The 26307-nt window shown below is 68.2% G+C and carries 26 protein-coding genes and 1 pseudogene; 14 read left to right on the top strand and 13 right to left on the bottom strand.

What is annotated here, in order from left to right; all coding sequences use genetic code 11:
* The first annotated feature begins 36 nt into the window (after window positions 1-36).
* The 7 genes from FJ887_RS09635 to FJ887_RS09605 all read left to right on the top strand — a co-directional run bounded on the left by FJ887_RS09635 (window position 37) and on the right by FJ887_RS09605 (window position 5587).
* A complete protein-coding gene (locus FJ887_RS09635) occupies window positions 37-1116 on the top strand; it encodes a glycosyltransferase family 2 protein (protein ID WP_140955259.1) in 1080 nt (359 codons plus the stop codon).
* Window positions 1113-1949: a hypothetical protein gene (locus tag FJ887_RS09630; protein ID WP_101624437.1), complete on the top strand. Its 837-nt coding sequence runs from the start codon at window positions 1113-1115 to the stop codon at window positions 1947-1949. Before FJ887_RS09635 ends, FJ887_RS09630 begins: the two co-directional genes overlap by 4 nt.
* A gap of 69 nt (window positions 1950-2018) precedes the next feature.
* Complete coding sequence (locus tag FJ887_RS09625) at window positions 2019-2477, top strand: DUF3151 domain-containing protein (protein WP_119296801.1); 459 nt, start codon at window positions 2019-2021, stop codon at window positions 2475-2477.
* Entirely contained in the window at window positions 2474-3229 is a 756-nt protein-coding gene (locus tag FJ887_RS09620) for a class I SAM-dependent methyltransferase (RefSeq protein ID WP_140955257.1), read from the top strand. The genes FJ887_RS09625 and FJ887_RS09620 overlap by 4 nt, the downstream gene beginning before the upstream one ends.
* Window positions 3230-3420: 191 nt before the next feature.
* A complete protein-coding gene (locus tag FJ887_RS09615; protein ID WP_140955255.1) occupies window positions 3421-4023 on the top strand; it encodes a hypothetical protein in 603 nt (200 codons plus the stop codon).
* Between the two features lie 11 nt (window positions 4024-4034).
* Window positions 4035-4721, top strand: coding sequence for an RES family NAD+ phosphorylase (locus FJ887_RS09610; protein ID WP_181365636.1), 687 nt, complete (start codon window positions 4035-4037; stop codon window positions 4719-4721).
* Between the two features lie 269 nt (window positions 4722-4990).
* The gene (locus FJ887_RS09605; RefSeq protein WP_140955252.1) at window positions 4991-5587 is read left to right on the top strand and encodes a MarR family winged helix-turn-helix transcriptional regulator; all 597 of its coding nucleotides are present in this window, start codon (window positions 4991-4993) and stop codon (window positions 5585-5587) included.
* A 128-nt stretch (window positions 5588-5715) separates the two neighbouring features.
* On the opposite strand, the gene FJ887_RS09600 is transcribed toward FJ887_RS09605, so the two are convergent.
* From FJ887_RS09600 to FJ887_RS09575, 6 genes and pseudogenes are all read right to left on the bottom strand, one after another.
* Complete coding sequence (locus tag FJ887_RS09600; RefSeq protein ID WP_140955250.1) at window positions 5716-7959, bottom strand: MMPL family transporter; 2244 nt, start codon at window positions 7957-7959, stop codon at window positions 5716-5718.
* A gap of 147 nt (window positions 7960-8106) precedes the next feature.
* On the bottom strand, window positions 8107-9588 hold the full coding sequence (locus FJ887_RS09595; protein ID WP_009380325.1) for a catalase: 1482 nt from the start codon (window positions 9586-9588) through the stop codon (window positions 8107-8109).
* A gap of 266 nt (window positions 9589-9854) precedes the next feature.
* Entirely contained in the window at window positions 9855-10232 is a 378-nt protein-coding gene (crcB, locus tag FJ887_RS09590; RefSeq protein ID WP_009380322.1) for a fluoride efflux transporter CrcB, read from the bottom strand.
* Window positions 10233-10408: 176 nt separating this feature from the next.
* Window positions 10409-10837: pseudogene (locus FJ887_RS09585) on the bottom strand (fluoride efflux transporter FluC); the annotation flags it as partial.
* A 192-nt stretch (window positions 10838-11029) separates the two neighbouring features.
* Entirely contained in the window at window positions 11030-11359 is a 330-nt protein-coding gene (locus FJ887_RS09580) for a nuclear transport factor 2 family protein (protein ID WP_063248929.1), read from the bottom strand.
* Window positions 11360-11428: 69 nt separating this feature from the next.
* Complete coding sequence (locus FJ887_RS09575) at window positions 11429-12184, bottom strand: SDR family oxidoreductase (RefSeq protein ID WP_063248930.1); 756 nt, start codon at window positions 12182-12184, stop codon at window positions 11429-11431.
* A 125-nt stretch (window positions 12185-12309) separates the two neighbouring features.
* Here FJ887_RS09575 and FJ887_RS09570 point away from each other — a divergent pair, with 125 nt between their 5' ends.
* The 4 genes from FJ887_RS09570 (at window position 12310) to crtI (ending at window position 17149) form a co-directional block, all read left to right on the top strand.
* On the top strand, window positions 12310-13026 hold the full coding sequence (locus FJ887_RS09570) for a TetR/AcrR family transcriptional regulator (protein ID WP_119296797.1): 717 nt from the start codon (window positions 12310-12312) through the stop codon (window positions 13024-13026).
* Window positions 13027-13119: 93 nt separating this feature from the next.
* A complete protein-coding gene (locus FJ887_RS09565) occupies window positions 13120-14643 on the top strand; it encodes an SDR family oxidoreductase (RefSeq protein WP_063248932.1) in 1524 nt (507 codons plus the stop codon).
* The gene (locus FJ887_RS09560) at window positions 14640-15551 is read left to right on the top strand and encodes a phytoene/squalene synthase family protein (protein WP_119296796.1); all 912 of its coding nucleotides are present in this window, start codon (window positions 14640-14642) and stop codon (window positions 15549-15551) included. The genes FJ887_RS09565 and FJ887_RS09560 overlap by 4 nt, the downstream gene beginning before the upstream one ends.
* Window positions 15551-17149 carry a phytoene desaturase family protein gene (crtI, locus tag FJ887_RS09555; RefSeq protein ID WP_140955248.1) on the top strand — a complete coding sequence of 533 codons (1599 nt, stop codon included), beginning with the start codon at window positions 15551-15553 and terminating at the stop codon, window positions 17147-17149. The genes FJ887_RS09560 and crtI overlap by 1 nt, the downstream gene beginning before the upstream one ends.
* A 142-nt stretch (window positions 17150-17291) precedes the next feature.
* On the opposite strand, the gene FJ887_RS09550 is transcribed toward crtI, so the two are convergent.
* The 5 genes from FJ887_RS09550 to idi are packed head-to-tail and all read right to left on the bottom strand — an operon-like array spanning window position 17292 to window position 21436.
* Complete coding sequence (locus tag FJ887_RS09550) at window positions 17292-18971, bottom strand: FAD-dependent oxidoreductase (RefSeq protein WP_140955246.1); 1680 nt, start codon at window positions 18969-18971, stop codon at window positions 17292-17294.
* Window positions 18968-19330 carry a lycopene cyclase domain-containing protein gene (locus FJ887_RS09545; RefSeq protein ID WP_140955245.1) on the bottom strand — a complete coding sequence of 121 codons (363 nt, stop codon included), beginning with the start codon at window positions 19328-19330 and terminating at the stop codon, window positions 18968-18970. Before FJ887_RS09545 ends, FJ887_RS09550 begins: the two co-directional genes overlap by 4 nt.
* Window positions 19327-19680: a lycopene cyclase domain-containing protein gene (locus tag FJ887_RS09540; protein WP_140955243.1), complete on the bottom strand. Its 354-nt coding sequence runs from the start codon at window positions 19678-19680 to the stop codon at window positions 19327-19329. Before FJ887_RS09540 ends, FJ887_RS09545 begins: the two co-directional genes overlap by 4 nt.
* Complete coding sequence (locus FJ887_RS18525; protein WP_140955242.1) at window positions 19680-20885, bottom strand: cytochrome P450; 1206 nt, start codon at window positions 20883-20885, stop codon at window positions 19680-19682. Before FJ887_RS18525 ends, FJ887_RS09540 begins: the two co-directional genes overlap by 1 nt.
* Window positions 20882-21436, bottom strand: a complete 555-nt coding sequence (idi, locus tag FJ887_RS09530) for an isopentenyl-diphosphate Delta-isomerase (protein ID WP_095375048.1) — start codon at window positions 21434-21436, stop codon at window positions 20882-20884. Before idi ends, FJ887_RS18525 begins: the two co-directional genes overlap by 4 nt.
* Before the next feature lie 249 nt (window positions 21437-21685).
* On the opposite strand from idi, the gene FJ887_RS09525 reads away from it, so the two are divergent.
* Complete coding sequence (locus FJ887_RS09525; protein ID WP_140955240.1) at window positions 21686-22972, top strand: adenylosuccinate synthase; 1287 nt, start codon at window positions 21686-21688, stop codon at window positions 22970-22972.
* Between the two features lie 59 nt (window positions 22973-23031).
* Here FJ887_RS09525 and FJ887_RS09520 read toward each other — a convergent pair whose 3' ends face one another.
* Window positions 23032-23169, bottom strand: a complete 138-nt coding sequence (locus FJ887_RS09520) for a hypothetical protein (protein ID WP_156491125.1) — start codon at window positions 23167-23169, stop codon at window positions 23032-23034.
* Window positions 23170-23407: 238 nt separating this feature from the next.
* Between FJ887_RS09520 and FJ887_RS09515 the strand changes: the two genes are divergently transcribed.
* Window positions 23408-24799 carry a purine-cytosine permease family protein gene (locus tag FJ887_RS09515; protein ID WP_063248954.1) on the top strand — a complete coding sequence of 464 codons (1392 nt, stop codon included), beginning with the start codon at window positions 23408-23410 and terminating at the stop codon, window positions 24797-24799.
* Between the two features lie 72 nt (window positions 24800-24871).
* Window positions 24872-25528: a flavin reductase family protein gene (locus FJ887_RS09510; RefSeq protein WP_063248940.1), complete on the top strand. Its 657-nt coding sequence runs from the start codon at window positions 24872-24874 to the stop codon at window positions 25526-25528.
* A 69-nt stretch (window positions 25529-25597) separates the two neighbouring features.
* Here the strand turns inward: FJ887_RS09510 and FJ887_RS09505 are convergent, their stop codons facing one another.
* Complete coding sequence (locus tag FJ887_RS09505) at window positions 25598-26257, bottom strand: GntR family transcriptional regulator (RefSeq protein WP_140955238.1); 660 nt, start codon at window positions 26255-26257, stop codon at window positions 25598-25600.
* Window positions 26258-26307 lie beyond the last annotated feature (50 nt).

Below are 26307 nucleotides of genomic sequence, written 5' to 3'. Positions count from 1 at the left end.
CGCCCGCCGAGGTGGGGGTATGGGAGGATTGAGAGCGTGCCGAACGTTCTCACCCCCCTCACCCCCGAAGGGCTTCCCCCGCTGGCGGAGAAGCCCGGAGTCTCCTACATCATGCCCGTGCTCAACGAAGCCGAGCACATCAGGCAGGCGATCACGACCGTCCTCTCCCAGGACTACGACGGCGAGAAGGAGGTCGTCCTCGCCCTCGGCCCCTCGACCGACGACACGGACGCGATCATCGCGCGCATGGCGCAGGCCGATCCGCGCATCCAGACCGTCGACAATCCCGAGGGCGCCACCCCGATCGGACTCAACCGCGCGATCCGGCACACCCGCCACCCGATCGTCATCCGCGTCGACGCCCACTCGGGCCTCGAACCCGACTACACCCGCCAGGCCATCGAGACTCTGCGGGAGACGCAGTCGGCCAACTGCGGCGGTCTCATGCGCGCCCGCGGGAAGTCGGCCTTCCAGAAGGCCGTCGCCCGCGCATACATGTCCCCGATCGGACTCGGCGGACCCGCCTACCACTCCGGCGACGAGGCGGGGGAGTCGGAGTCGGCGTACCTCGGCGTCTACCGCCGGGAGGTGTTCGACCACCTCGGCGGGTTCGATGAGGACATCCGACGCGGACAGGACTGGGAGCTCAACCTGCGCATCCGCTCGGCCGGGGGACGGATCTGGTTCAACCCGGACATGGAGGTCACGTACTGGCCGCGGGGCACGTGGTCGAAGATCGCCCGACAGTTCTGGGCGACGGGCATCTGGCGTGCCGAGCTCATCCGGCGGTACGGGTCGAAGAACTCCCTGCGGTACTTCGCGCCGCCGCTGCTCGTCCTCGGCATGGCCGCGAGCGTCATCGAGGCCCTCCTCCAACTGACCGGGCGCACGAAGCGGTGGCCGAAGCCCGTCCGACGCTTCACCTCGCTCGTCCACGTCCCCAGTCTCACGTATATCGCCGGCATCGTCGCCGCCGCGGGAACCGCGAAGGACTGCGGACGCCGCGAACGGTTCTGGTTCGGCCTCATCCTCCCGACGATGCACCTGTGCTGGGGAGCGGGCTTCCTCCGCGGCCTCGTCACCGGCGCCGGATCGACGAAGGACGGCAGCCGATGAGTGAGGACCGCATCCCGATGCCCGAACAGCCGGAGCCGAAGAAGTTCAACGCGCCCCTGTGGGCCGGAGCCGTGGTCGTCGTCGGCCTCATCATCGTCCTCCTCGTCAACGTCTTCGGCGACAAGGACACGCTCACCGTCGACGACCTCAACCCACCGGCCGTGGCCGCCCTCGACGGCGGCTCGGAGGTCTACCCGCCGAACTCGGAGCTCGCCTTCACCGAGAACGTCAAGTTCGGCTACCTTCCGGCCCCGACGCTGACCACCCTCGACGACGGCACCGTCGTCGCCGCCGACCCCGAGACCGCCGCCGAGACGCTGGGACTGCCCGACGGCCTCGGCGGGCTCACCGTCGATGAGTTCGAGGACAGGACGATCGCACCCCCGCGCGAAGGCACCGAACCGGGCACGCCGATGACGTGGCAGCAGGTGCTCGACGCCGTCGCCGGCAGCACCGTGGTCGTGCCGCTCATCCCCGACACGGCCACCGCGGAACCGGCCCTGGCCGCGATCGCGAAGGCGGACATGGCGGCCTCGACGATCGTGCGCACCGCCGACGCCGAGGTGGCCCGCGCCGCCGCCGATGCCGGGATCGCTGCGATGTTCGTCGGGGATCCGACCGCCACGGCGGAGAAGGAGCTCGCCGATCAGGGGTACACGATGGTCGCCGTCGACGCCGCCGATGCCGGTGACTGGACGGACTCGGGTCTGGGGGTCTGGGCGACCGGAGTCGCAGACAAGAAGCAGCTCGACGACCTCGCCTCACAGGGCGTCATCGGCGCGCTGGCGACGAATCCGTACGCGGTCCTGCCCTCGACCGTGAAGACGAACTGAGTGTGACACGATGACCGGGGACCCGCCTCGGCGGATCCGCACCGCTCGCCCAACGAACAGGAGACGACCATGACGCAGCCCATCGGCAATCCCTCCCACATCGGCAACCTCGATGCCGGGCAGCTCGGCCCGCAGCCGACGTTCCTCCCCGACGACCACCCCGACGTCGAGGCGAAGCGCCGCCTCGATGCCGGTGAGGAGGCCCTCGACATCGTCGCCGACCTCCCCGCCTCGTCGCTCGCGTGGGCGGTGCTCGCCGATGAGGCCCACGCCGAAGGTCGACTCGTCGACTCCTATGCCTATGCCCGTGTCGGCTACCACCGCGGACTCGACGCCCTGCGCGCCGCGGGTTGGCGCGGCGCCGGTCCGATCCCGTGGTCGCACGAGGTCAACCGCGGGGTCCTCCGTGCGCTCTATGCCCTCGGCCGCGCCTCGGCGGGGATCGGGGAGAGCGAAGAAACCGCGCGCATCGAGGAGTTCCTCCGCTCCTCCGACCCGGCAGCGATCGACGCCATCGTCGCGGGGTGAGCACTTCCTTCGACGATCTCATCGCCCTCGGTGCCGACGCCGACGTCTCCGGGTGGGACTTCGCGTGGCTCGAGGGCCGCGCCACCGAGGAGCGGCCCCCATGGGGCTACGCCCGGCAGCTGGCCGAGAGATTGGCTGCCGCCTCGGCGTCGCTCGACATCCAGACCGGTGGGGGAGAGGTCCTCGCCGAGGCGACCCGGTTCCCACCGACGGCCGTGGCCACCGAATCGTGGCCGCCGAACATCGCACGGGCCACCAGCCTCCTCCATCCTCGTGGCGTGGTCGTCGTCGCCGATCCCGACGAACCCCCGCTGCCCTTCGCCGATGCCGCCTTCGACCTCGTGACGAGTCGACATCCGGCGACGATCTGGTGGGAGGAGATCGCTCGCGTGCTCCGACCGGGTGGGACGTACTTCGCCCAGCACGTCGGTCCGGCGAGTGTCTTCGAACTCATCGAGTTCTTCCTCGGCCCCCAGCCTCAGGCCAGGCGGGCGCGGCACCCCGACGACGAGGCCGCTGCCGCCGAGGCGGCGGGCCTCAAGGTCGTCGACCTCCGGACCGCGGACCTGCGCATCGAGATCCACGACGTCGCCGCTGTCGTCTACCTCCTGCGCAAGGTCGTCTGGTGGGTGCCCGGCTTCACCGTCGAGGGATACCGGGACCGCCTGCGCGAACTCCATGAACGCATCGCCTCCGACGGTCCGTTCGTCGCCCACTCGACCCGCCATCTCATCGACGCGCGGCGGGTCTGAGGCGTCTCCCCGAGGAGGATCCAGTTCGAAATCGGGCTGGGATTCGAACCGGATCCTCCTCGGGGACGCGCTTTGACGCCCTGCCGGGTTGTCTTCCCGCCACTTCGGCGACGCCCAGTGGCTCGATCGGTTCCCTTCGTGCAGTTAAGGCAATAGAATGAAATGCACGGTACGCACGATTGGAGTGGGTGATGGGCGCAGTTTCCGGGTCGAGTGCGGACGCCGATGGCGGACAGCCGGTCCACGACGCTGTCGAATCTCTGCGCGCTTCGCTCGGAGGACTCTCTCCCCACGTCGCGATCACCCGTCTGGACGAACTCGAAGACGAACTGCGCCTCCTGCGATTCGAGGTGCTCGAGGGCGAACTGCAGAGCAGCATCGCGAGTGCGCAACCGAGCCCAGCCATTGCGGCCGGCCTGGCGGCATCCCAGCGACGGCTGGCCGCGCTCGAGGGCAGTGACGAGACACGTCTGCTCAGCGCGGGTGAGATGGCTGAGTATGTCGGCCGCGGACGCAACTGGGCAGCTCAGCGCTCCAAATCCGGCAGCCTCATCCGCGTCGAGCATGCAGGCAGGACGCTCTACCCCGCCTTCCAGATCGATCCCGAAACCCGAACCGTCCGTGATTGGGCCGCTCCGATGGCTGCCATGCTCGACGAGCTCGGGTTAGACGGTCGAGACTTCGCGATCTGGGCGGCCGCGCCCTCTCCGAGGTTCGCACGCGACCTGCCGGCGCAGCGCGCGGGAGACCCCGACTTCCTCTCCACGGCAGCGGCCGCCCTCGCGGACGTCTGATGGCGCGACCGGTGGCGACGCCGCCAGAGCCTTTCAAGCCCGCCGAGGACCTGGTTCCCGCAGGGACCGTTCTCCTGCGCGTGTACTCGCCGGGACCATCGAACCGTGCGCCGAACGACTTCAATCCGGGAACGTCCTTGGCAGTCCGGGCGACGCAGAGGGACGATGTCTTCCCGGTTTCGCGGTTCTCGTTCTTCCTCGACGATGCAGAGCCCGCGAGGCCGGTCCCGACGCTTTACGCGTCGCCCTCAGAGAACGTCGCGCTCTGGGAGACGCTGCTTCGCGACCGCGCCCCTGACGACACCGATGCCCTCCCACGCGTACTGTTCCGCGGTCGGGTGTTGGCACAGGTCCGGGCGAGCCGGGACCTCAGGGTCGCCTCTCTGGCAGGCGCTGACATGCACACGCTGAACATGCCGCGGGACGAACTGACATCTCCCGGGTCGAACCGATATGCGGAGACGATTCACTGGGCGCGCACCGCTTGGCGAGCGGGCTTCGACGGAATCCGCTATGTGTCTCGGCGAGATCCCTCAGGGCTGGCCTTCGTCTTCTTCGACTCGGGGCGGTCGACCCCATTGTTCGAACGAGCCCGCCCGGGGGACCTGCTGCAGTCGTTCGACGACCTCAGTGACGATGGCGGCTTCGACTGGCTTGCGGCCCGACTCGCCCGTTGGGGCATCGTCACCGAACTCTGACCCGCCGCCGGAGCGAGGAGTGGGGGAGCCAGAGGCTGCGGTGGGTCGACGCGGCGAGTGTGAGGACTCGCCACCGAGGAGGACCGGGTGCGAAAACCAGCCCGGTTTCGAACCGGATCCTCCTCGCGGAGGCAACCGACGGTTGGGCGAGGGCAGACTTGGGCGCTCCTGGCGGCGGAGGTCGAGCCTCGGGCCCGCGCTGTAGCATGGATGGGAGACTCACGGGGTGCGATGGGCCCCGGAATGACGAGGCAGAGTGGGAGCAGAGCGTGGCGAGCGAAGCCGTCGAGAGATCGGCCGTCTATGACGTCGACGCCAGCGACCCGCAGCAGAGCCTCGTCGACCGCTCCGGCATGGACCCCGCCGACGTCGAGCAGATCACGGAGCTCATGACCGCCTTCGGCGAGCTCCGCGACACCGAGCAGGAGATCTCCGAGGCCTCCCGCCGCTATATGCGCCTCGGCGCCACGGACATGAAGGCGCTTCATTACCTCATCGTCTGCCGTCATCGCGACATCCTCGGCACACCCGGCGGGATCGCCGCCCACCTGACCATCTCACCGGCGGCGACGACGAAGCTCCTCGACCGGCTCGAACGCGGCGGCCACATCACCCGCGCCCCGCACCCGCACGACCGCCGCGCGCAGACCGTATCGATCACGCAGGGAACCTACGCCTCGGCGATGGAGACCGTCGGTCGGCAACAGGCGAGGCGCTTCCACGCCGCAGCCCGACTCACCCGGGACGAACGTGAGGTCGTCATCCGCTTCCTCCGCGACACCCGCGAGGAGATCGCACTGAGCGGGCAGGGCTGGGCAGAGGCCGACGCCGAGGCCGAGTCACACCCCGACCAGCCGGACACCTGAGACGGCCTCGGCGGACGGCCTCGGCGGGCGAGGCCGGTGGGCGCCGCTCGCACGCGCCGGAACTGCGTGACTTGCCCGGCAATCACCGCGCCCCCGCCGCCCTTGCGTTCAGTACTCTGCCACGGCGTTCAGCGCTGAGCCAGGAGCCTCGTCGCCGAGGACTCGGACTCGTCCGTGGGTTGGTCTGCCGCACCCGAGCGCGCGTCGGGGCGGCGCGGGCGCGCGAGCCGTGAGGGCCACCACAGTCGGTCGCCGATCCAGATCGCCAGCGCCGGCACGAGCAGGGTGCGGACGACGAGGGCGTCGAGGAGGACGCCGAGGGCGACGATGATCGCGAGCTGGAGGAGGAACTGGATCGGGATGACGACGAGGGCGGCGAAGGTCGCGGCGAGCACGATGCCCGCGCTCGTGATCACCCCTCCGGTCACCGACAGGCCCCGCAGCGTCCCCTCCCTCGTGCCGTGGCCGAGAGTCTCCTCGCGGACCCGGGTCATGAGGAAGATGTTGTAGTCGATGCCGAGGGCGACGAGGAAGACGAACGCATAGAGCGGCACGGACGGATCCGACTGCGGCTGTCCGATGACCTGGAAGATGAGCGCACTGAGCCCCAGCGCCGTGCCGAAGCTGAGCACCGTCGTCGCGAGCAGGACGAGCGGCGCGACGAGGGAGCGCAGAAGCAGGGCGAGCATGATCGTGATGACGACGAGCACGATCGGGATGATCACCGACCGGTCGGCCGAGGAGGTCTCGTTGGTGTCGAGGTCGACGGCCGTGCTCCCACCCACTGCCGCATCGTAGGGGCCCAGCTCAGCCCGGAGGTCGCGGATGGTCTGCTCGGCCTCGAGGGAGTCCGCAGGATCTGAGAGGGTGACGGAGAACATCACCTCACCGTCGATGACAGTCGGCTCGGCGGCCGGGGCCTGCGCGCCGCCCGGACCGCCTCCGGCCGGGCCTGCGCTCTCGACTTCGCCGGAGGCGTCGACGGGAACGGTTCCGGACGGCGAATCCTGGGCGATGAGCGCGACCCCGTCGATTCCGGGGGTTCGGGCGATCGCCTCGGCGACGTTGTCCCGTTCCGAATCATCAGCGAGGACGTAGGCGGGGGTGCCCGATCCGCCGGGGAAGTGACGGTCGATGACGACCTGCCCGTCACGGGCCTCGGACTCGCCGAGGACGAACTCGCTCTGCGGGACTCCCTCGGCGTCGAGGACGAGGAGACCGCCGCACCCGAGGACGAGGACGACCGTGACCCCGGCGGCCATCCGCTTGGGTCCTGCGGCGACGACACGGCCGATGCGGGACCAGGGCCCGGTCGCCTCGGGGCCGGTGAGGACAGGATGGGCGGTGCCGAACCGCGGGGCCCGGGGCCAGAACGCGACACGGCCGGTGACGGCGAGGAGGGCCGGGAGGAACGTCAGCGACGTGAGCATCGCGCAGACGATGCCGATTGCGGCGACCGGGCCGAGAGCGGAGTTCGACCCGAGATCGGACAGAAGCAGGCAGAGGAGACCCGCGATGACAGTGCCGCCGGAGGCGGCGATCGGCTCGAGCACACCCCGCACTGCCCGCCACGCGGCCGTGCGCGGCGACTGGGTGTCGCGCAGCTCCTCCCGGTATCGGGCGATGAAGAGGAGGGAGTAGTCCGTGGCCGCGCCGATGACGAGGATGAAGAGGATCCCCTGCACCTGGCCGTTGAGCGTGACGACGTCGGCTCGGGCGAGGGCGACGTTGAGGAGGACGGCGGCGCAGAGCGCGGTCATCGACGCGAGGAGGACGAGGATCGGCAGCAGGGGGGAGCGGTAGACGATGACGAGGATGACGAAGACGACGGCGAGGGCGACGAGGAGGAGGATGCCGTCGATGCCGCTGAACGCCTCCTGCAGGTCGGCGGTGAACCCGGCGGGCCCGCTCACCCACACGCCGAGGTCGTCCGGCAGGACCGTCTGCGCCTCGGCTTCCAGCGCGGTGACGGCGTCGCCGACCTCGGCGTCGGAGGGAACAGCGACGACGATCTCCGCTGCCTGCCCGTCCTCGGAGGGGATGACCGGGGACGCCGACGCCCCGGGGACCGTGGTTGCGGCGCTGTCGGCGAGCTCCTCGAGACCTGTGCGGTCCGCTTCGGTGAGGCCGTCGCGGCGTTCGGCGACGATGATCGCGGGAACGGCATCGGATCCGGTGAACTCCGTGATCTCGTTCTGCACGCGGGTCGACTCCGCGCTGTCGGGGAGGAAGCTCGACCGTTCGTCGGAGGAGACCTCGCTGATGTCTGAGAAGCTCGCGCCGCCGAAGCCGAAGACGGCGAGCCAGGCGAGGATGAGCACGATGGGGATGACGATGCGGAGGGCGCCGGGTGATCGAGGGGAGTCCTTCATGGAGTCAGTATTTCACCAAGTTAACTAAATTGCCAGACGACGAAGCCCGAGCGTCGAACCGCTTCCCGTGGGGGAGGCGGGTCGACGCTCGGGCGCTCGGACCGGGCCGCGGCTCACCCGACGGTGGGCCGGGTGCCCGTGGGCGAATCAGCCCTGGCGGTAGCCGTCCTCGATAGCCTGGCCGACCTCTGCGTCGATGTTCTTCCAGTAGGCGAACACGTTCGAGAGGACCGGTTCCTCGAGATCGGACTTGAGCATGTCGACGACCGTGTTGACGAGCTCCTGGCGCTCCTCCTCGGAGTAGACCTCGCGGACGAGGGTGTGCGCCTGGCCGAAGTCGTCGTCATCCCGGTGCAGGGTGTAGGCCATGCGGACGAGCTCGCCGTCGGCCTCCCACCCGTTGTCGACGACGCCCTGCGTGTCCTGGTAGGCGCGACCGTACGAGTTCGGAGCGTACACAGGTGCAGCACCGGTGTGGTGGTACTGCATGTGCCCTTCCTTGTCGTAGTTGTTCGTCTTGACGACGGGAGCGTTGACCGGCAGCTGGTTGAAGTTCGTGCCGACGCGGTTGCGTTGCGCATCCGGGTAGGAGAACACTCGGCTCAGCAGCATCTTGTCCGGGGAGACTCCCGTGCCGGGCACGGTGTTCGACGGGCTGAACGCGGCCTGCTCGATCTGCGCATAGTGGTTGATCGGGTTCTGGTTGAGCGTGAACCGTCCGACCTCGATGCGCGGGTAGTCGTTCTTCGACCAGATCTTCGTCAGGTCGAAGGGGTTGAACCGGTAGGTCTTCGCGTCCTCGTACGGCATGATCTGCACGTGCAGCGTCCACGACGGGAAGTTGCCGTCCTTGATCGCGTCGAAGAGGTCGCGACGGTGGACGTCGGCATCCTCACCGGCGAGCTTCGCGGCCTCCTCGTTCGACATGTTCTCCACACCCTGGTCGGTGAGGAAGTGGTACTTGACCCAGAACTTCTCGCCGTCCTCGTTGACCCACATGTAGGTGTGCGAGGAGTAGCCGTTCATGTTCCGCCACGTCTTCGGCAGGCCGCGCGGTCCCATGAGGTAGGCGACCTGGTGGGCCGACTCGGGCGAGAGCGACCAGAAGTCCCACTGCATGTTCGGGCTGCGCAGACCCGAATCGGGCAGGCGCTTCTGCGAGTGGATGAAGTCGGGGAACTTCATCGGGTCGCGGACGAAGAACACCGGGGTGTTGTTGCCGACCATGTCGAAGTTGCCGTCTTCGGTGTAGAACTTCAGGGCGAAGCCGCGGACGTCGCGCCACGAGTCCGGCGAACCGAGCTCACCAGCGACGGTGGAGAAGCGCGCGAGCATCGGGGTCGTCGTCCCGGGCTGGAGGAACTTCGCCTTCGTGTACTTCGAGACGTCGCCGGTGACGACGAACTCGCCGAACGCGCCGGAGCCCTTCGCGTGCGGGCTGCGCTCGGGCACGCGCTCACGGTCGAAGCGGGCGATCTTCTCGACGAGGGCGACATCGTGAAGGAGCAGAGGGCCGTCAGGACCCACGCTCAGCGAGTGTGCGTCTGACTCCCGCTTCGTTCCCACCTCGGTCGTCGAGGGCTTCTTCGGATCGAACCACTGGTCGACCTGTTCTTCGGGCGTAGGCATATTCGTTCTCCATTCGCTTCGATGCTGAAGAGGAGTGACACGCGTATGACTGCAGGTCACACGGCAACCTCTGTTCCCACTCTAGGCATGTCAGGCCGTGACAGTAAAGGCCGGTGAACCTGCCGTTCTCACCAGGCAAGATGACTGCCGTGATGCGGTGAGGGTGGGGGCATCTGCGGAGATTTGAGCAGAACGTGCATTGCCGGAAAGAAGGCTGAGGATCCGCCGGTGGGCGGTGGTTGAGATGATCAGCCCGCCGAGGCGGATCAGACCAGCCCGCCGAGCAGGAGCCCGAGGCCGGCCGCAGTCGTGGCGAGCACGAGGGTGCCGAGCCCGCTCATCGCGCTCGCCCACCACGCGCGCTGTTCGAGGAGGCGGATGGTCTCGTAGCTCGCCGTCGAGAACGTCGTGTACCCGCCGAGGAAGCCCGTGCCGATGATGAGGAACCACTCCGTGGGCAGGAGGTTCCCTGCCGCCAGCCCGGTGAGGAATCCGAGCACAAGAGAGCCCGAAACGTTGATCGCGATCGTCCCCCACGGGGTGGCCCCTGCCAGCCGCGATCTGATGAGTCCGTCGAGGACCATCCGCGCCGCCGCGCCGATCCCGCCGGCCACGGCGATGCCTGCGAAGAGCAGCGGCGTCATCGGCGGTCACCGTCCCGTCGGCCCGTCCCGGCGGCGCCGGAATCGTGCGGATCCGATTCCACCGGAAGGACCGCCTCGGCGGGGGAGCCTGTCGCCTCCGCGCGGCTCCCCGCCGTACGGGTCGCGGTCGTGCGAGTCGCAGCGTGCGGGCACTGGGCTCGCGTGAGCGCGCCGATGGCGATCCCCGCCCATGTCGCGAGCCCGCCGATGATGACGGTCGCGAGCCCATAGCCGACGCCGATCCCGGTGGAGGCGGTGACCGCGGGGACCCCACCCGCCGACTCCGTTCCCGGCACCCCGCCGAGGAAGAGCGCCGCATCCGTGGCCAGCGCACTGTACGTCGTGAACCCGCCCATGAACCCGGTGCCGACGAGGAGGCGCACCCGGCGTCGAGCGCCCTCATCCGGCCCGCGCCGGGCGAGGGCGGAGAGGAGGAGTCCGAGGAGGAACGCGCCGAGGATGTTGATGCCGAAGATCGCCACCGGGATCCCCGCGAGGGAGGGAACGGTGAGACTGATCGCCTCCCTGGCTGCCGTCCCGAGCGTGCCGCCCGCAGCGACGAGGATGAGGGAGGACGCTCGCAGGTGGGTGGGGGCGGTGCTCATGGTCTCTCCTACCTTTCGGGCATGCTGGCGCCGGTCGAGGTAGGGACTGTTGTCGGAGCGGACTGCTCCGAGGTTGGGTACGGCGAGCCCCACCGCCGTGACGGATGCGCGTCTCTGTCATTGTGGCACATGCGTCGAAGCGGTGGGGCTCGCAGCGATCATCGTGGGGCGGGGTGTCGGCCGCCGATGTGGTCAGCCCTCGCGGATCGTCATCGAGGTGAGCTTGTCTCCCTTGGTGGTGAACCTGAACGAGGACCGCCCATTGGCGTAGTTCGACTTCCAATCGCCGACCACGGTGACGGAGTCGTCGTCAGCGCTGACTTCCTCAGGGGTGAGGACGCCCTGTGAGCCGATGAACTCCTTGTCACTCCAACCTTTGATCTCGTCACGGCCGGTGAAGGTGCGACCCCAGTCATCGACGAACGCGTCATCGGTGAATGAGTCGAGGAAGCCTGCGTCGTCATGGGCGTTGACGGTGGCGATGAAGTCGGCGACGGGCTGGGGGATGGACTGGTCGGTCATGATTCCTCCTGGGTCGGCTGGTCTCAGCCTAGGGGCTGGGGTCGCAGCGGTGAACGGGTGGACGCGGGCTCAGCGGGTGCTGAAGCCGCCGTTGGGGAAGATCGTCTGGCCGGTGATCCACCAGCCGTCGGTGGTGAGGAAGCGGACGATCGGGGCGATGTCCTCGATCTTCGTCAGCTGGTCGCCCATTGCCTGCGACTTGAGGAACTCGACGCGCTCAGGCGTCTCCTGGCCGTAGAGGAACGGAGTGTCCATCGGACCGGGGGCCAGGGTGACGACGGAGATGCCGCGCTCTGCATACTCCTTCGCAGCGGCCCTCGTGAAGTGCTCGACCGGGGCCTTGCCGCCGGCATACGTCGAGTACCCGTCGGTGAATGCCGCGAGCAGCGAGGTGGCCATCGTGACGATCTTCCCGTTGTCGGCGAGGTTCTTGCCCGCCTCCTTGATGAAGAAGTACGCGGCCTTGGCGTTGACGGCGAACATCTCGTCGAACTCCTCCTCCGTTGTCTCGACGATGGGCTTGCGGAGCACCTTGCCGACGGTGTTGAACGCGATGTCGATCGGGCCCAGCGCCGAGGCGGCATCGGCGAAGAGCTTCTCGACGTTCGCCGGCTGGGTGAGATCCCCGGTGAGGAGAACGCCCTTGACACCTGCGGCTTCGACCGCCGCCAGGGTTTCCTCGGCATCCGGACGGGAGGATTCGGAGTTGTAGTGGATCGCGACGTTGGCCCCCGCCTCGGCGACCTGCCGGGCGACGAGGCCGCCGAGGTTCTTGCCGCCGCCGGCGATGAGGACGTTCTTGCCTTCGAGGGTGTGGGTGGTCATGTCTGCTCCTGATCGGTCGTGACGATAGGGACTCTGCGGCGGGTGCCTCGCGGAGGCTTCCCGCAGAGACGAGATGTAGCGTCGGTACATCTCGTTATATCGACAGTACACGATAGTATTGCGATATGACAGAGGGATCTTCGCTCGATACACAGGCGGTCGATACACGCACCCGCCTCCTCAACGCCGCGGCCGACCTCATCGCCGCCGCGCCGGGAGAGGACTTCTCGCTGCGCGCCGTGTGCGACGCGGTCGGGGTGAAGATGCCGACGCTCTATCACTTCTTCGGCAGCAAGCAGGGACTCATCGACGCCGTCATCGAACGCGGATTCGACATGTACCTCGCTGAGAAGTCCGCAGCAGAGCCGAGCCACGACCCCATCCAGGCGCTGCGCCAGGGCTGGGACGCCCACGTCGCGTTCGGGCTCGAGAATCCCGGCTTCTATACGCTCATGTACGGCAAGGTCCGGCCCGGCCATTCGCCCGACAAGCAGTCGAGGCCCGGCGAGATGCTTCGGGCAGTGACGAAGCGCGCCGAGGAGGAGGGGCGACTCGTCGTCGGCTACGAGGAGGCGGCCGCCCACATCATCGCGACGAACATCGGGGTGACGCTGCGCCAGATCATCCTCGGCGAAGCCGATCCCGACCTCTCAGCGCACGTGCGCGAAGGCGTAATCGCAGCGATCACCGGGACCGGGCCAGCCGGGGCGGGCGACGAGGCCGATGCCCGCCTCGGGCACGCGGTCATCGAACGCGCCGCCGCGAACCCGGAGATCCTTGGCGAGACGGAGACTCAGCTCCTCATCCAATGGATCGGTCGCCTCGGCTTGGAGATAGGGTAGTCTGATCCCACAGTGTCCCCGCTGCCGATCCGGACGCAGGGGCCCGCACCGAGACGCAGCGACGCGCCTCGCCTACCCATCAGCGAGGACCCGATGGCCGCGACCGATCTCACCGAGACCATCCCGTCAGCCCGCCATCCCCGCTCTGTGCTCGTGCTCGGGGCCACCGGCTACATCGGCGGCCGCCTCGTGCCCCGCCTCCTCCAGGCCGGGCACGCCGTGAGCGTGGGCGTGCGCTCGCCGGACAAACTCAGCGCGGTGCCCTGGGCCGATGAGGTCACCGTCCACACCGTCGACCTCGACGACGGCACCGGCCTGAAGGCGGCGATGGAGGGCATCGACGACGTCTGCTACCTCGTCCACTCGATGAACTCCGGCCGCGACTTCGAACGACACGAAGCGCAGGCGGCGACGAGACTCGTCGAGGCCACCGCTGCGGCCGGGGGCCGGCAGATCATCTACCTCGGCGGCCTCCACCCCGAGTCGGCGAAGCTGTCGATGCACATGCGCTCCCGAGCGAAGGTCGGGGAGATCTTCCTCGCCTCGAGCACCCCGGCGATCGTCTTCCAGGCTGGGATCATCATCGGCTCCGGGTCGGCGTCGTTCGAGATGATCAGGCACCTCGCCGACGCCCTGCGCTGGATGCCCGCGCCCGACTGGGTGGCCAACCGGGTCGAACCGCTGTCCGTCCGCGACGTCCTCTACTACCTCGTCGCCGCCTGCGACCTCCCGAAGCCGGTCAACCGCGCCTTCGACATCGGCTCCGGAGACGTCCTCACCTACGCCGAGGTGATGAAGGACTTCGCGCGCATCCGCGATCTGCCCCCACGTCACGTCATCGCCCTCCCGCTGCCGGCCCCGACGCTCTCAGGCATCTGGGTCGGGCTGGTCACCCCGCTGCCGTTCGCGCTCACCCTCCCGCTCGTCCAGTCGCTGCAGGAGGACGCGGTCACCCGCAACGACGACATCGACGCCGTCATCCCGCCGCCGAGTTCGGGACTGCTCAGCTACGACCAGGCGGTCCGGCTCGCCCTGCGCCGGGAGAAGGAAGGGGCGGTGGCGACGAACTGGGACGCCGATTCGGGGGAGCTCGAACAGGCGGCGAAGCCGTTGCCCAACGACCCGCAGTGGGCAGGCAAGAAGGCGTTCGTCGACGACCGCCGGCGGCTGCTGCGCGACCTCGCCGTCTCCGACATCTGGCCGGTCATCGTCAGCATCGGCGGGCGCAACGGCTGGTACTCGTGGCCGCTGGCGTGGAAGATCCGCGGCCTCTGGGACAAGATCGTCGGCGGGGCCGGTCTTAACCGCGGACGCCGACTGCCCGATGCCCTGCGGGTCGGCGATCCTGTCGACTGGTGGCGGGTCGAGGAGATCGTCCCCGACCACAAGCTCCTCCTGCGCGCGGAGATGAAGGTCTCCGGAGACGCATGGCTCGAGTTCACCGTCGACCAGGTCGGCCCCGACTGCGAATACCGGCAGCGGGCGATCTTCTTCCCCCGCGGCATCCGCGGCCGCCTCTACTGGGCGTTCGTCTCACCCTTCCACCGGTTCATCTTCCCGGCCATGGCCTGCAACATCGAACGGGCTGCTCGGCGCAACGAGAGGCGTCGGCGATGAGTGAACGCTCCTCCCTCGAGACCTATTCGCGCACCGCCGAGCGGGCCGCGAAGTCCGTCATCGACGGGTATTCGACGTCGTTCGGCGCGGCGACGGCGCTGCTGGGCCCCTCCCACCGGTCCCACGTCCGCAACGTCTACGCCCTTGTCCGCGTCGCCGATGAGATCGTCGACGGGTTGCCGAGCAGTGCCGGGGTGGGGCCCGACGAGGTGGGGGAGATGTTCGAGGACTTCGTCGCCGAGACCTATCGGGCGCTCTCGCGCGGGGTGAGCACCAATCTCATCATCCACGCGTTCGCCCGGACGGCGCGGCAGACGGGGATCGGCAGCGACCTCATCGAACCGTTCTTCGCCGCCATGCGCTCCGATCTCGACGCCGAATCGCCTGCGGGACACCCGGCGGCACCCGGGGTGCGGTGCCTGAGCGCCGGGGAGCATGCGGACTATGTCTACGGATCCGCCGAGGTCGTCGGCCTCATGTGCCTGCGCATCTTCCTCCACGACAACCCCCGCGACGACACTCAGCTGCCCATCCTCGAGTGCGGGGCCCGCCGCCTCGGCGCGGCCTTCCAGAACATCAACTTCCTCCGCGACCTCGCCGACGACCGTGACCGCCTCGGTCGCAGCTACCTCACCGAGGAAGCGCGCCTGAGCACGAGTGCGCGGGACGCTTGGATCCTCACCATCCGTGATCAGCTCGCCGATGCCGAGGCTGCGATCCCGCTCCTGCCCTACGACGCGAGGCTCGCCGTCGGCGCCGCCACCGCGCTCTTCGCCGCGCTCATCGACACCATCGCCGCCGCCCCCGTCGAGCGGCTCTACCGGGAGCGGATACGCATCCCCGGCCACGTCAAGGCGCGTCTCCTCGCCCGCTCGACCCTGGGCACCCTGCGCGGCCGGAGTTCGTGATGGCGCAGGTGAGCGTCATCGGGGCGGGTGCCGCAGGACTCGCCACCGCCGCCCTGCTCGCCCGAGACGGTCACAGTGTCGACGTCTTCGAGAAGAACGCCGAGGTGGGCGGGCGCATCGGTCGGATCGTCCGGGACGGGTTCCGCTTCGATACGGGCCCGTCCTGGTATCTCATGCCCGAGGTCTACGACCACTTCTTCGCGCTCATGGGCACGAGCGCGGCGGTTGAGCTCGACCTCGTGTCCCTCGATCCCGCCTACACCGTGTTCACCGACCCGGACGCGTCGACCGCGCCGAGCGTCACCGCCGAGGCGGCACCGGTGAGTGTCCCGCTGGGACGGGACAGAGTCGTCGCGGTCTTCGAGGACCGCGAGTCCGGCGCGGGCAGGCGCCTGCAGGCCCATCTGCGCTCGGCCGCCCATGCGAAGGCGATGGCCGAGCGGCTCTTCCTCTACAACCCGTTCACCTCTCCGCTCTCCGTCCTCGACCGTGCGCTCCTGCCCTCGCTTCCGTCCCTGACCCGCCTGCTCACGGAGAGCCTGAGCAGACGAGCCGAGCGGACTGTGGCCGATCCGCGTCTACGGCAGATCCTCCAATACCCTGCCGTCTTCCTCGGCACCGACCCGCGCCGGGCACCGGCGATCTACCACCTCATGAGCGCCCTCGACCTCGACGAGGGGGTGGACTACCCGATGGGCGGTTTCCGCACGGTCGTCGACGCTTTCACCCGTCTCGCCGAACGCGCCGGGGCCCGCATCCACACCTCGGCGGAGGTCGAGGCGATCGAGACCGAGACCACAGGTCGCAGGCGACCGCGGGTGACCGGGGTGAGCTGGACCGATGCCCGATCAGGTGCCCGGCGCACGGGGGCCGATATCGTCGTCTCCGCCGCCGATCTCCACCACACGCAGACCCGGCTGCTCCCGCCCGCTCTCCGCGGTCGTTCGGAGGGCCGGTGGTCACGGATGGTCAGCGGCCCCGGGGCGGTGCTCGTCTTCCTCGGCGTCACCGGCGACCTTCCGCAGCTGCCCCACCATTCCCTCTTCTTCACCCCGGACTGGACGGAGAACTTCGACGCGATCTTCGGCCCGCGCCCGCGGGTGCCCCACCCGGCGTCGCTCTACGTCTGCCGCCCCAGCGCCACGGACCCGACCGTGGCACCGCCGGGATGCGAGAACCTCTTCGTCCTTGTCCCCGTCCCCGCCGATGCCGGGCTCGGGGGCGGTGGTCCCGAAGGCAGCGGCGATCCCCTCATCGAACGCGCCGCCGATCGGGCGATCGCGCAGATCGCGGAGTGGGCGGACATCCCCGACCTCGCCGAGCGCATCGTCGTCCGCCACACGATCGGTCCGACCGACTTCGCGCGCGACTACAACTCGTGGCTTGGCGGCATGCTCGGGCCCGCGCACACTCTGCGCCAGTCCGCGATGTTCCGGACGCAGAACGTCTCCCGCACCGTCGACGGCCTCTACTTCGCCGGTGCGACCACGGCGCCGGGGGTGGGCGTGCCGATGTGCCTCATCAGCGCCGAGCTGGTCCTCAAGCACATCCGCGGCGACTCGAGTCCCGGTCCACTTCCGGCCGGGGACGGCGTCTAGGGGTGCCTGCCCGCGCGGCCCTGTCTGGGCCGTGTGGGCCGCCAGTGCCGCCGCACATGCCGCCTGAGCACCGTGCCGCCTCTGCGGCGTGCCATCTCCCGCCGTGCCGTAGTTTCCCGCCGTGCCGTGGTCTCCCGCCATCTCAGCCGCGCGTCGTCGTCCGCCGCATTCGCCCGAGCAGACCGCGCCGGAGCAGGCCGCGCGGCGGCGGTGACCACAGGTCGGTGCCCGCGACCCGCCACCGGGCGAGCAGAGCGTTCGCGGCGAGCGCACCGGTCGTCGCCGCGCGCTCCATGAGGGCGACGGGCGCATCGCAGCGCACCCAGTCCCCGGCGAGGACGAGTCCGGGCAGCGGGGTCTCGACGCCAGGGCGCTCGTGCCACGGGCGCGGGTCGGTGAGTCCGCAGTCGTCACGGATGAGCAGCTGCGACTCGCGGGCGGTCAGTCGCGACGTCTCCGGCCAGACGGTGTGGAGGTCGGCGAGCAGCCGGTCGGCGATCTCCTTCTCGAACACCGTCCCTGGAGACACCGCTCCCTGGGACGCCCCACCCTGGGGCATCGCGGTCTCCGGCACCGAGGTCTCCGACACTCCGGCCTCCTGCACCGCGGTCTTCTGCAGTGCAGTCTTCGGCAGTGCGTAGGCGTGGAGTTCGACGACGGACCCTCCGTGCTCGCGCACCCAGTCGGCGGCGCCGGCCTCGAAGCGGTCGACGACGGAGACGTTGTCAAGGAGGTCGAAGCCGCTCGTCCCGAGGAAGGCGGGACGGTCGGGGTCGACGGGTCCGTCGAACCACAGCCTGAGCACCGCGAACGGGGGCGCGTTGCGGGTGGCGGCGACCCGGCTCACCCACTCGGCCTCCGCGGGCTCGTCAGCGCGCAGCGTGGCGACGAGACTGCGGGCCGCGGCCGGATCGGCGGCGAGGACGACGGCATCGGAGTCGACCTCCCCGCTGTCCGTCGTCACCGTCCACCTGCTCGGGCCACGTCTGAGCGCAGTCGCCGTGCAGTCGGTCTCGATGCGCACGCCGAGGTCGGCGAGATGGTCCCCGAGCGGTGCCCACAGCGCGGTGTCGTAGTCGTCTGTGGGGACGTCGAAGAGGAGGCCCTCTGAGGAGCCGGCGAAGTACGTGTGGAACATGGCGACGAGTTCGCCGGCGGAGAAGTCATCGGGGTCGGCGAAGAACGACCGGGCGAACACCTCGAGTGCGAGATGCCGGGCCTCCGCTGGGAAGCGCAGGCGGTCGAGGAAGGCCGCCGCTGATTCGCCGTCGTACCGGGCGAAGGAGTCGGGGAAGTCGACGTCGATGAGTTCGAACGCCGCCGCGGTGTCGATCTCGGTCAGTCCCGACAGTGGGAACGTCGGGCTCGAGAGGACGAACCCGGCGAGGTTGAACGGCGGCGTCGTCGGGATCGCGGCGAACGAATCGGTGGCCCCGCCTCGGCGGGTGAGGGGATAGTCCGCGAGCGGACGCAGACGGGAGAGGTCAGGATCGGCACGGCGGAGCAGGTCGCGGAGGTTGTAGTACTGCCGGAAGAACGCGTGGAACCCGCGACTCATCGTCCGCCCGCCGGGCAGCGGCCATGCACTCACCCGCCCGCCGAGGCGGGGGCCCGATTCGACGAGCACGACGTCGACTCCGCGTTCGGCGAGGACGGTGGCGGCGTTGAGTCCCGCGATCCCGCCGCCGATGACGGTCACGCTCTTCGGCCGCAGCGGCCGCGACCTGCCGGGGGCGGCCGGGAGCCGGACGGCATGCCGGTCGGCGGGGCGGAAACGGCCCTCGGTGCCGGCACCGGAACCGGTGCGGGTCCGGGCGGTCATCCGTCCGCCTCGGTGGGGGAGTCCGCCTCGGCGGGGGAGTCCGCCTCGGCGCTGCGCCGGTTGAGGTTCCACTGCCAGAGCATGAGGACCGCGGTGATCATTGCGAAGCCGAAACCGAAGTCCTCGATGGGGATGTCGAAGGGGACGCGGATGCCAGAGAACATGTCCGGGTTGTAGACGACGATGGGGTCGCGCAGCTTCGTCAGCCAGCCGTCGACGAGGCATTGGAAGAAGAGGCAGATCGCCAGCGCGGCCCAGTACTGGGCGCGTCGGAAGATGCCGCTGCGGAAGACGAAGAGTTCGAGGGCGATGACGAGGACCATGCCGGCGACCGTCATGACGGTGTATTCGGGGATCATCGCTCCTTCCTCCTCGTCAGCCGCGCCCACCAGTGCGGGGCGCGGGCAAGCACCGTGCCGACGGCCTCGTAGCTGAGCAGGGCGCAGATGGGGATGACGACGAAGAACACGAGCTCTTCGAGCGGCAGGGCACCGAATTCGATTCCCGTGACGAACTCCGGGTTGTAGGACCAGTGCTCGCGGGCGATCGCGATGAGGTCCCAGACCGCGAAGACGATGACGACGGGGATGAGGGCGGCGAGCAGGAGCCTCCACCGGCGATAGACCCGCGCGGCGAACGCGAACTCGAGGGGCAGGGTGATGAGCACACAGGCCGCCATGAGCGCGAGGTACTCCCACTGGCCGAACATTAGCGCCGCCGCGGACGGGACGGGACGGTGAAGCCGAGGTCGAGACCGCGCAGTCGGGCCCCGGCGATGACGGAGTCGTGACCGACAACCGGGGTTGTGAGGAGGGTGGGTTCGCACGCCAGGAGGCGGTGGAGGAGAGCGTCGGCGACGACGAGCGCCACGGGCTGTCCCGGGCAGCGGTGGGCCCCGTCGCTGAAGCTCAGTCCCGCGGGAAGCGCTGTCCGCGGGCGGCCGGGGACGCGACCGCGCTCGGTCGGGGCCGGACAGACCGCCTCGGCGGCCGTCCCGAACGCGGACGGATCGACGTTGGCGGCTGTGACGTCGATGTCGACGAGGTCGCCGGCGGGGATCGTCGTCGCCTGTCCGTCGATGTCGACGGTGAGATCGTCGGTGACGCGCCGGTAGAGGTGGCCGACGATGGGGTCGAGGCGGATGACCTCCTCGAGCATCGCCAGCCGGGCGTCCCGGGCGGCGCCGAGGTAGTCATGGCGGAGCTCATCGTCCCTGAGCAGCCGCCACGCGGCGAAGGAGATGAACTCACGAGTGGTGACCATGCCCGCGGTGCCGTAGGTGACGCATTCGACGAGGATGTCCGCGGTGCCGGCACCGGTGGCGAGGAGGTGGGAGATGATGTCGTCGCGAGGGCTGCGCCGGTGGTCGCGGATGGCGGGCAGCACGTCGCAGACGTGGAAGGCGGTGAGCGGGAGGAGCCCGTTGACGGCGGCCTGCAGCCATTGGCGGTTGGTCCGCCCCCAGTTCGGGGCGGCGAGGTCGACCGGGGGCTGCCGGAAGAACGCCGTGAGCCGCGAGGCGAGGGCCGGGACCGGGGACGCGGTGAGGCCGACGATCCCGGCGGTGACTCCAACGGTGTAGAGCAGAGCGGCGTCGTCGAGGCGGCAGCGTCCGGTGACGACGGCCTCATCGACGATCGCCTGGGCCTGCGCCTCGATGTCTGCCGCGTACCGTTCGTCGACGACAGACGGGGCGAAGAAGCGGGCGAGGGCACGCCGCTGCTCATCATGCGCGGGGCCGTCGGAGATGAGGATCGGGTGGCGGCGGAACCATCCGCGGGGGATCCGCTCCGCGGTGAAGCCGGCCTGGACCGTGGAGCGGCGGGCTCGGAGGACCTCTCGGGCCGCCGCAAACGAGCGGATCCGGTGGTAACCCGGGGCAGGTTCGGCGCGCGCGGAGTCGGGTCCTCTCACGGCCGCAGGCTCTCGAAGACGCCGGCGGCGAACTGATCGACCATCCACGGGCTGAAGACGAACGGTGTCGCACTCAGCGCCGCACGGACCTCAGCGATCGGAGTCCAGGACCATTCGGCCACCTCGGCGGGGGAGGGGTCCAGCGGCGAGGCGATCCGGGCGACGTAGACCGGGCACACCTCGTTCTCGACGATGCCGCCGGCATCGACGGCACGGTAGCGGAAGTCGGGGGCGATGACCGTCACGGCGCTCACGGTCGTGCCGAGCTCCTGGTCAGCCCGCCGGACGAGGGCGTCCTCGATGTCCTCCCCGGGTGCCGGATGACCGCAGAAGCTGTTCGTCCACACGCCCGGCCACGCCGCCTTCGTCAGGGCGCGGCGGGTGAGGAGGATGCGGTCCTCGTCGTCGATGAGATAGCAGGAGAACGCGGAGTGCAGCGGGGTGTCGGCGGTGTGGACCTCGGACTTGGGCATCGACCCGATGGGGCGGGCGGCCTCGTCGAGGAGGACGACGCGTTCGACGGCAGTGTCAGCGGTGTCGGGAGTGGTCATCGATCATCAGCTCCTTCGAACACCGGACGGTCTGCCCCATGCTACCGGTGCGAGGGCCCTATCGGGGTGGGGCCGTGGGTCTTATCGGGGCGGGGTCGCGGTCGGAACGAGGGTTGCATCGGGGCGGGGCCGCGGACGGAACGGGGGCCGTATCGGGGCGGGGCCGCGGACGGAACGGGGGCGATGTCATGACCAGCAAGTAGACTGTGGAGGTAATGATCCCCTTCTTTCACTTGAGGTGAAACACTCATGCCAGCAATCGTTGTCGTCGGCGCTCAGTGGGGCGACGAAGGTAAAGGGAAGACCACCGACATCCTCGGCACCAGCGTCGACTACGTCGTCAAGCCCAACGGCGGGAACAACGCTGGTCACACGGTTGTCGTCGGCGGTGAGAAGTACGAGCTCAAGCTCCTTCCCGCGGGGATCCTCTCGCCCAACGTCACCCCCGTCATCGGCAACGGCGTCGTCGTCAACCTCGAAGCGCTCTTCGAGGAGATCGACGCCCTCGAATCGCGCGGCGCCGACACCTCGAAGCTGCGGATCTCGGCGAACGCGCACCTCGTCGCGCCCTACCACCAAACGCTGGACAAGGTGACCGAGCGCTTCCTCGGCAAGCGCGCGATCGGGACGACCGGGCGCGGCATCGGGCCGGCGTACATGGACAAGATCGGGCGCCTGGGCATCCGCGTCCAGGACATCTTCGACGAGTCGATCCTGCGCCAGAAGATCGAGGGCTCGCTCCACCAGAAGAACGAACTCCTCGTCAAGGTCTACAACCGTCGCGCGGTGAGCGTCGAGGAGGTCGTCGACTACTTCCTGCCCTACGTCGAGCGGCTGCGCCCCTACGTCGCCGAGACCGAGCTCATGCTCAACGACGCCCTCGACCGGGGAGACGTCGTCGTCATGGAGGGCGGTCAGGCGACGATGCTCGACGTCGACCACGGCACGTACCCGTTCGTCACGTCCTCCAACCCGACCGCTGGCGGTTCGTGCGTGGGATCCGGGATCGGCCCGACGCGGATCAACCGCGTCGTCGGCATCGTCAAGGCCTACACGACCCGCGTGGGCGCCGGACCCTTCCCGACCGAGCTCTTCGACGAGATGGGCGAATACCTGCAGAAGGCCGGCGGCGAGTTCGGCGTCAACACCGGACGACCGCGCCGCTGCGGCTGGTATGACGCGGTCATCGCCCGCTACGCCGCCCGCACGAACGGTTTCACCGACTATGTGCTCACGAAGCTCGACGTGCTCACGGGCATCGAGCGGATCCCCGTGTGCGTGGCCTACGAAGTCGACGGCGAGCGTCATGAGGAGATGCCGGTGTCGCAGACCGAGTTCCACCATGCGAAGCCGATCTTCGAGTACTTCGACGGCTGGACCGAGGACATCACGAAGGCTCGGACCTTCGACGATCTGCCGGAGAACGCGCAGAAGTACGTGCTCGCACTCGAGGAGCTCTCGGGCTGCCGGATGTCGGTCATCGGCGTCGGCCCCGATCGCGAACAGTCGATCGTGCGACACGACCTGCTGGACTGAGGTCGCACCAGAACTGAATAGCTGAGGGCGGGGCCGACAGACGATGTCGGCCCCGCCCTTCACAGTCTGCACAGTGATGCGGGATCCTCGGCATCGTCGAACATCAGAGCGATCTCCTCGGTTCCCATCGCTGTGTGGATTCGAGCCAGGAGTCCTCCCGTGCCCTGCATTTCGAGGTCGAGCTTCTCGCCAGCCATTCTGACCTCCCAACGCTGGTACACGTGAGGGCTCTCTTTTCAGCACAGACCCGGTCGGCAAGCACAGTTTCGGCGCTGTTCCGGTCGGGCGATTCCCTGTCTCGACGACGCGCGGAACTTCGCGGATCGTTGCTCGTCGCGGCCGAATGAAAAGGGTCCGACGGTATTGTGACCAAAGATATATTGGTGATATATTTCACGACACTGCACTTAACGCAGCCGTGCAATGGAGGTCATGATGACTGCTACACCCGAGCTTCAACCTAAATTCGTCGAAAAGCGAACCATCGACTACATCCCGCCGTCCGAACGTCACGGACGCCCGATCTCCCTGCTCTTCGTGTGGTTCGCCGCGAACAGCTCCATCACCGCTCTCGTCACGGGTGCGCTCATGACGATTCTCGGGAACTCGGCGCTGTGGTCGATCCCGGCGATCCTGCTCGGCAACATCCTCGGCGGGTACATCACCGCTCTGCACTCGGCGCAGGGACCGCAGCTCGGGGTGCCGCAGATGATCCAGAGCCGGGCACAGTTCGGTTTCTATGGTGCCATCCTGCCGCTGGTCCTCGCACTCTTCATCTACATCGGCTTCTATGCCACGGGGCTCGTCCTTGGAGGTCAGGCGCTCGGGCTGCTGTTCCACGTCTCGCCGCAGATCGGTGCGATCCTCTTCGCGGTCTTCTGTGCGCTCTCGGCCATCGTCGGCTATCGCTGGATCCACCGGTTCTCGCACCTGCCGGCGTTCCTCAGCGCCATCGTCTTCGTCTGGCTCATCGTCGTCATGGTCACGGGCGATATGGGCGAGTCCATCACGGCGAGCAACGGATTCGCGATGGCTCCGTTCGTCCTCGGCGTCTCGCTCTCCGCCTCGTGGCAGCTGACCTTCGGCCCGTACATCGCCGATTACAGCCGCTACCTGCCCGAGACTACCTCGCAGAACGCCACCGTCGGGTGGACGTTCCTCGGCAGCGTCCTCGGTGCGAGCCTCGCGATGACCGTCGGCGCCTTCGCCGCGTTCCTCGGTGGTGACGCGTTCAGCGGCAGCGAGGTCGGCTACATCACCGACCTGGCAGGGAAGTTCGGCGTGATCGTCCTCCTCGCGGTTATCCTGGGCAAGCTTGCCGGGAACACGCTCAGCGCCTACGGCGGGTTCATGTCGATCACAACGATCGTCTCCGCCTTCACCAAGCAGAACCATCTGAAGTCGTACACGCGCACGCTGTTCATCCTCGGCGTGACCGCGGTGGCGCTTGCCATCGCCCTGGCCGCCTCGGAGAACTTCCTCACTGTGTTCCAGAACTTCCTGCTCTTCCTCCTCTACTTCATGACACCGTGGTCGGCGGTCAACCTCGTCGACTTTTACCTGGTGCGCAATAAGAAGTACGACATCAAGGGCCTGTTCGACCCGAACGGGATCTACGGGAAGTTCAACTGGATCGCCTACGTCGCCTACCTCGCGGGCGTCATCGTCCAGATCCCGTTCATGAACAGCGCAATCTACGTCGGACCGATCGCCTACCTGCTCAATGGCGCGGAGATCGCCTGGATCCTCGGCGTCGTCGTCTCCGCCGTGCTCTACTACCTCATGACCGGAAACCTGCGCCGCCGGGTCAAGGCCGCCGCAGCCTGAGTCTGGCTGCCGCCCCGGCCTTCGGTGCCGGCACCATCTCTTCCACTTCGAACCCAACAAAGGAAAATCCAGATGAAATACGATCCTTCGTCGAAGAACCGTCCCCTCGAACATTCGCCGTTCAAGGCGCTGACGGTGCCGCGTCCCATCGGCTGGCTCTCGAGCGTGAGCGCCGATGGAGTCGAGAACATCGCTCCCTACAGCCAGTGGCAGAACCTCACATTCGATCCGCCGATGGTGATGTTCGCGGCCAACCAGTACCCCGATGGGCGTCGCAAGGACACCGTGCTCAACGCCGAGGAGACCGGCTGGTTCGTGTGGAACATGGCCACCTGGGATCTGCGCGAGCAGGTCAACATCAGCGCCCAGGTGATGGACGCGCACGAATCCGAGTTCGACCAGATGGACGTCACCCGTCGCTCGGCTGACCTGTCCGCGACGCCGATGATCGCCGAGAGCCCGTTCCAGTACGAGTGCAAGTACATCTCCACTCACCGGCTGCCCGGCAACTCGAAGGTGGGCTCGATCGACATCGTCTATGCCTCGGTCGAGCGCATCCACCTCAACGATGACTATGTCTCGGAGGATGGCAAGATCGACATCCTCAAGGCCAAGCCGATTGCGCGCATGGGCTACTTCGACTACACGGTCGTGACCGAGACCTTCGAGATGCGCGTGCCGGGTGCCGATGGGGACGCACAAGCGGGGTTGTCGGGAAACCCGACCTGATCGGGACGGCTCCGGCTGGGTCAGCGGACTGAGCCGGCAGGCGAACCCGTTGCGGCGCAGATAGCTGAGTCAGGCCATCTGCGCCGCTCTCGTTGCATAGTCGACCAGATAGTCGTTGAGATCGTAGGCGGCTTTCTCTGCCGCGTCAACGTCCATGTCCGCCGCGCCTCTGAGCATGCGCAGATGGCAGCCGGAACTGGCTGCGATCTCCTTCTCGACATCGACGACGTTGGAGATCCAGTAGCGTCGAGAGAGATTCTGCAGCGGAAGCAGAGATTCGACGAGGTAGGTGTTCTTGGTGGCGGCTGCCAGCAGTTGATGAGTTTCGCGGATGGTCTCCGCGTAAGTCGGAAAGTCGGATCCGATCTGCTCGAGCTGCGCGGCCAGAGATCGCATCCTGCTGCGCTGGTCATCTGAGGCTCGTCTGGCGGCGAGGCGGACGGCGACGACGTCGAGCTCTCTGCGGACTTCGAGGATACGCAATTCGGTCTCATACTCCAGAGAGGGAACGTAGATGCCTCGGCGGGGCCGGATGGTCACCATGTGCTCGCGTGCGAGGCGCTGCAACGCCTCGCGGATGGGTGTCCTGCCCAAGCCGGTCTTCTCCACGAGTTCGGGCTCGGTGATGTAGCTGCCGGCAGGAATCGACCCACTGATGATCATGTCTTCGATGACACTGTAAGCCTGTTGGGAAAGAGTCAACTCTGGTGAACCGTTCTTCGGAGTCAATGGGTGTGCCTCAGATTTTACTTCACCGAATCTTCACGGGTTGCAGACAA

This window comes from Brevibacterium sp. XM4083 (assembly GCF_006489205.2).
In the GTDB taxonomy this organism is placed as follows: domain Bacteria; phylum Actinomycetota; class Actinomycetes; order Actinomycetales; family Brevibacteriaceae; genus Brevibacterium.
Note: the sequence above shows the minus strand (reverse complement) of the source record. Positions and strands in the feature narration are given on the sequence as shown.

Excerpts from the sequence above, each read along its gene's own strand:
- FJ887_RS09630 (WP_101624437.1), top strand. The coding sequence starts at position 1,113 with ATGAGTGAGGACCGCATCCCGATGCCCGAACAGCCGGAGCCGAAGAAG.
- FJ887_RS09625 (WP_119296801.1), top strand. The coding sequence starts at position 2,019 with ATGACGCAGCCCATCGGCAATCCCTCCCACATCGGCAACCTCGATGCC.
- FJ887_RS09615 (WP_140955255.1), top strand. The coding sequence starts at position 3,421 with ATGGGCGCAGTTTCCGGGTCGAGTGCGGACGCCGATGGCGGACAGCCG.
- FJ887_RS09600 (WP_140955250.1), bottom strand. The coding sequence starts at position 7,959 with ATGAAGGACTCCCCTCGATCACCCGGCGCCCTCCGCATCGTCATCCCC.
- FJ887_RS09595 (WP_009380325.1), bottom strand. The coding sequence starts at position 9,588 with ATGCCTACGCCCGAAGAACAGGTCGACCAGTGGTTCGATCCGAAGAAG.
- crcB (WP_009380322.1), bottom strand. The coding sequence starts at position 10,232 with ATGACGCCGCTGCTCTTCGCAGGCATCGCCGTGGCCGGCGGGATCGGC.
- FJ887_RS09580 (WP_063248929.1), bottom strand. The coding sequence starts at position 11,359 with ATGACCGACCAGTCCATCCCCCAGCCCGTCGCCGACTTCATCGCCACC.
- FJ887_RS09575 (WP_063248930.1), bottom strand. The coding sequence starts at position 12,184 with ATGACCACCCACACCCTCGAAGGCAAGAACGTCCTCATCGCCGGCGGC.
- FJ887_RS09570 (WP_119296797.1), top strand. The coding sequence starts at position 12,310 with ATGACAGAGGGATCTTCGCTCGATACACAGGCGGTCGATACACGCACC.
- FJ887_RS09565 (WP_063248932.1), top strand. The coding sequence starts at position 13,120 with ATGGCCGCGACCGATCTCACCGAGACCATCCCGTCAGCCCGCCATCCC.
- FJ887_RS09560 (WP_119296796.1), top strand. The coding sequence starts at position 14,640 with ATGAGTGAACGCTCCTCCCTCGAGACCTATTCGCGCACCGCCGAGCGG.
- crtI (WP_140955248.1), top strand. The coding sequence starts at position 15,551 with ATGGCGCAGGTGAGCGTCATCGGGGCGGGTGCCGCAGGACTCGCCACC.
- FJ887_RS09550 (WP_140955246.1), bottom strand. The coding sequence starts at position 18,971 with ATGACCGCCCGGACCCGCACCGGTTCCGGTGCCGGCACCGAGGGCCGT.
- FJ887_RS09545 (WP_140955245.1), bottom strand. The coding sequence starts at position 19,330 with ATGATCCCCGAATACACCGTCATGACGGTCGCCGGCATGGTCCTCGTC.
- FJ887_RS09540 (WP_140955243.1), bottom strand. The coding sequence starts at position 19,680 with ATGTTCGGCCAGTGGGAGTACCTCGCGCTCATGGCGGCCTGTGTGCTC.
- idi (WP_095375048.1), bottom strand. The coding sequence starts at position 21,436 with ATGACCACTCCCGACACCGCTGACACTGCCGTCGAACGCGTCGTCCTC.
- FJ887_RS09525 (WP_140955240.1), top strand. The coding sequence starts at position 21,686 with ATGCCAGCAATCGTTGTCGTCGGCGCTCAGTGGGGCGACGAAGGTAAA.
- FJ887_RS09520 (WP_156491125.1), bottom strand. The coding sequence starts at position 23,169 with ATGGCTGGCGAGAAGCTCGACCTCGAAATGCAGGGCACGGGAGGACTC.
- FJ887_RS09515 (WP_063248954.1), top strand. The coding sequence starts at position 23,408 with ATGACTGCTACACCCGAGCTTCAACCTAAATTCGTCGAAAAGCGAACC.
- FJ887_RS09510 (WP_063248940.1), top strand. The coding sequence starts at position 24,872 with ATGAAATACGATCCTTCGTCGAAGAACCGTCCCCTCGAACATTCGCCG.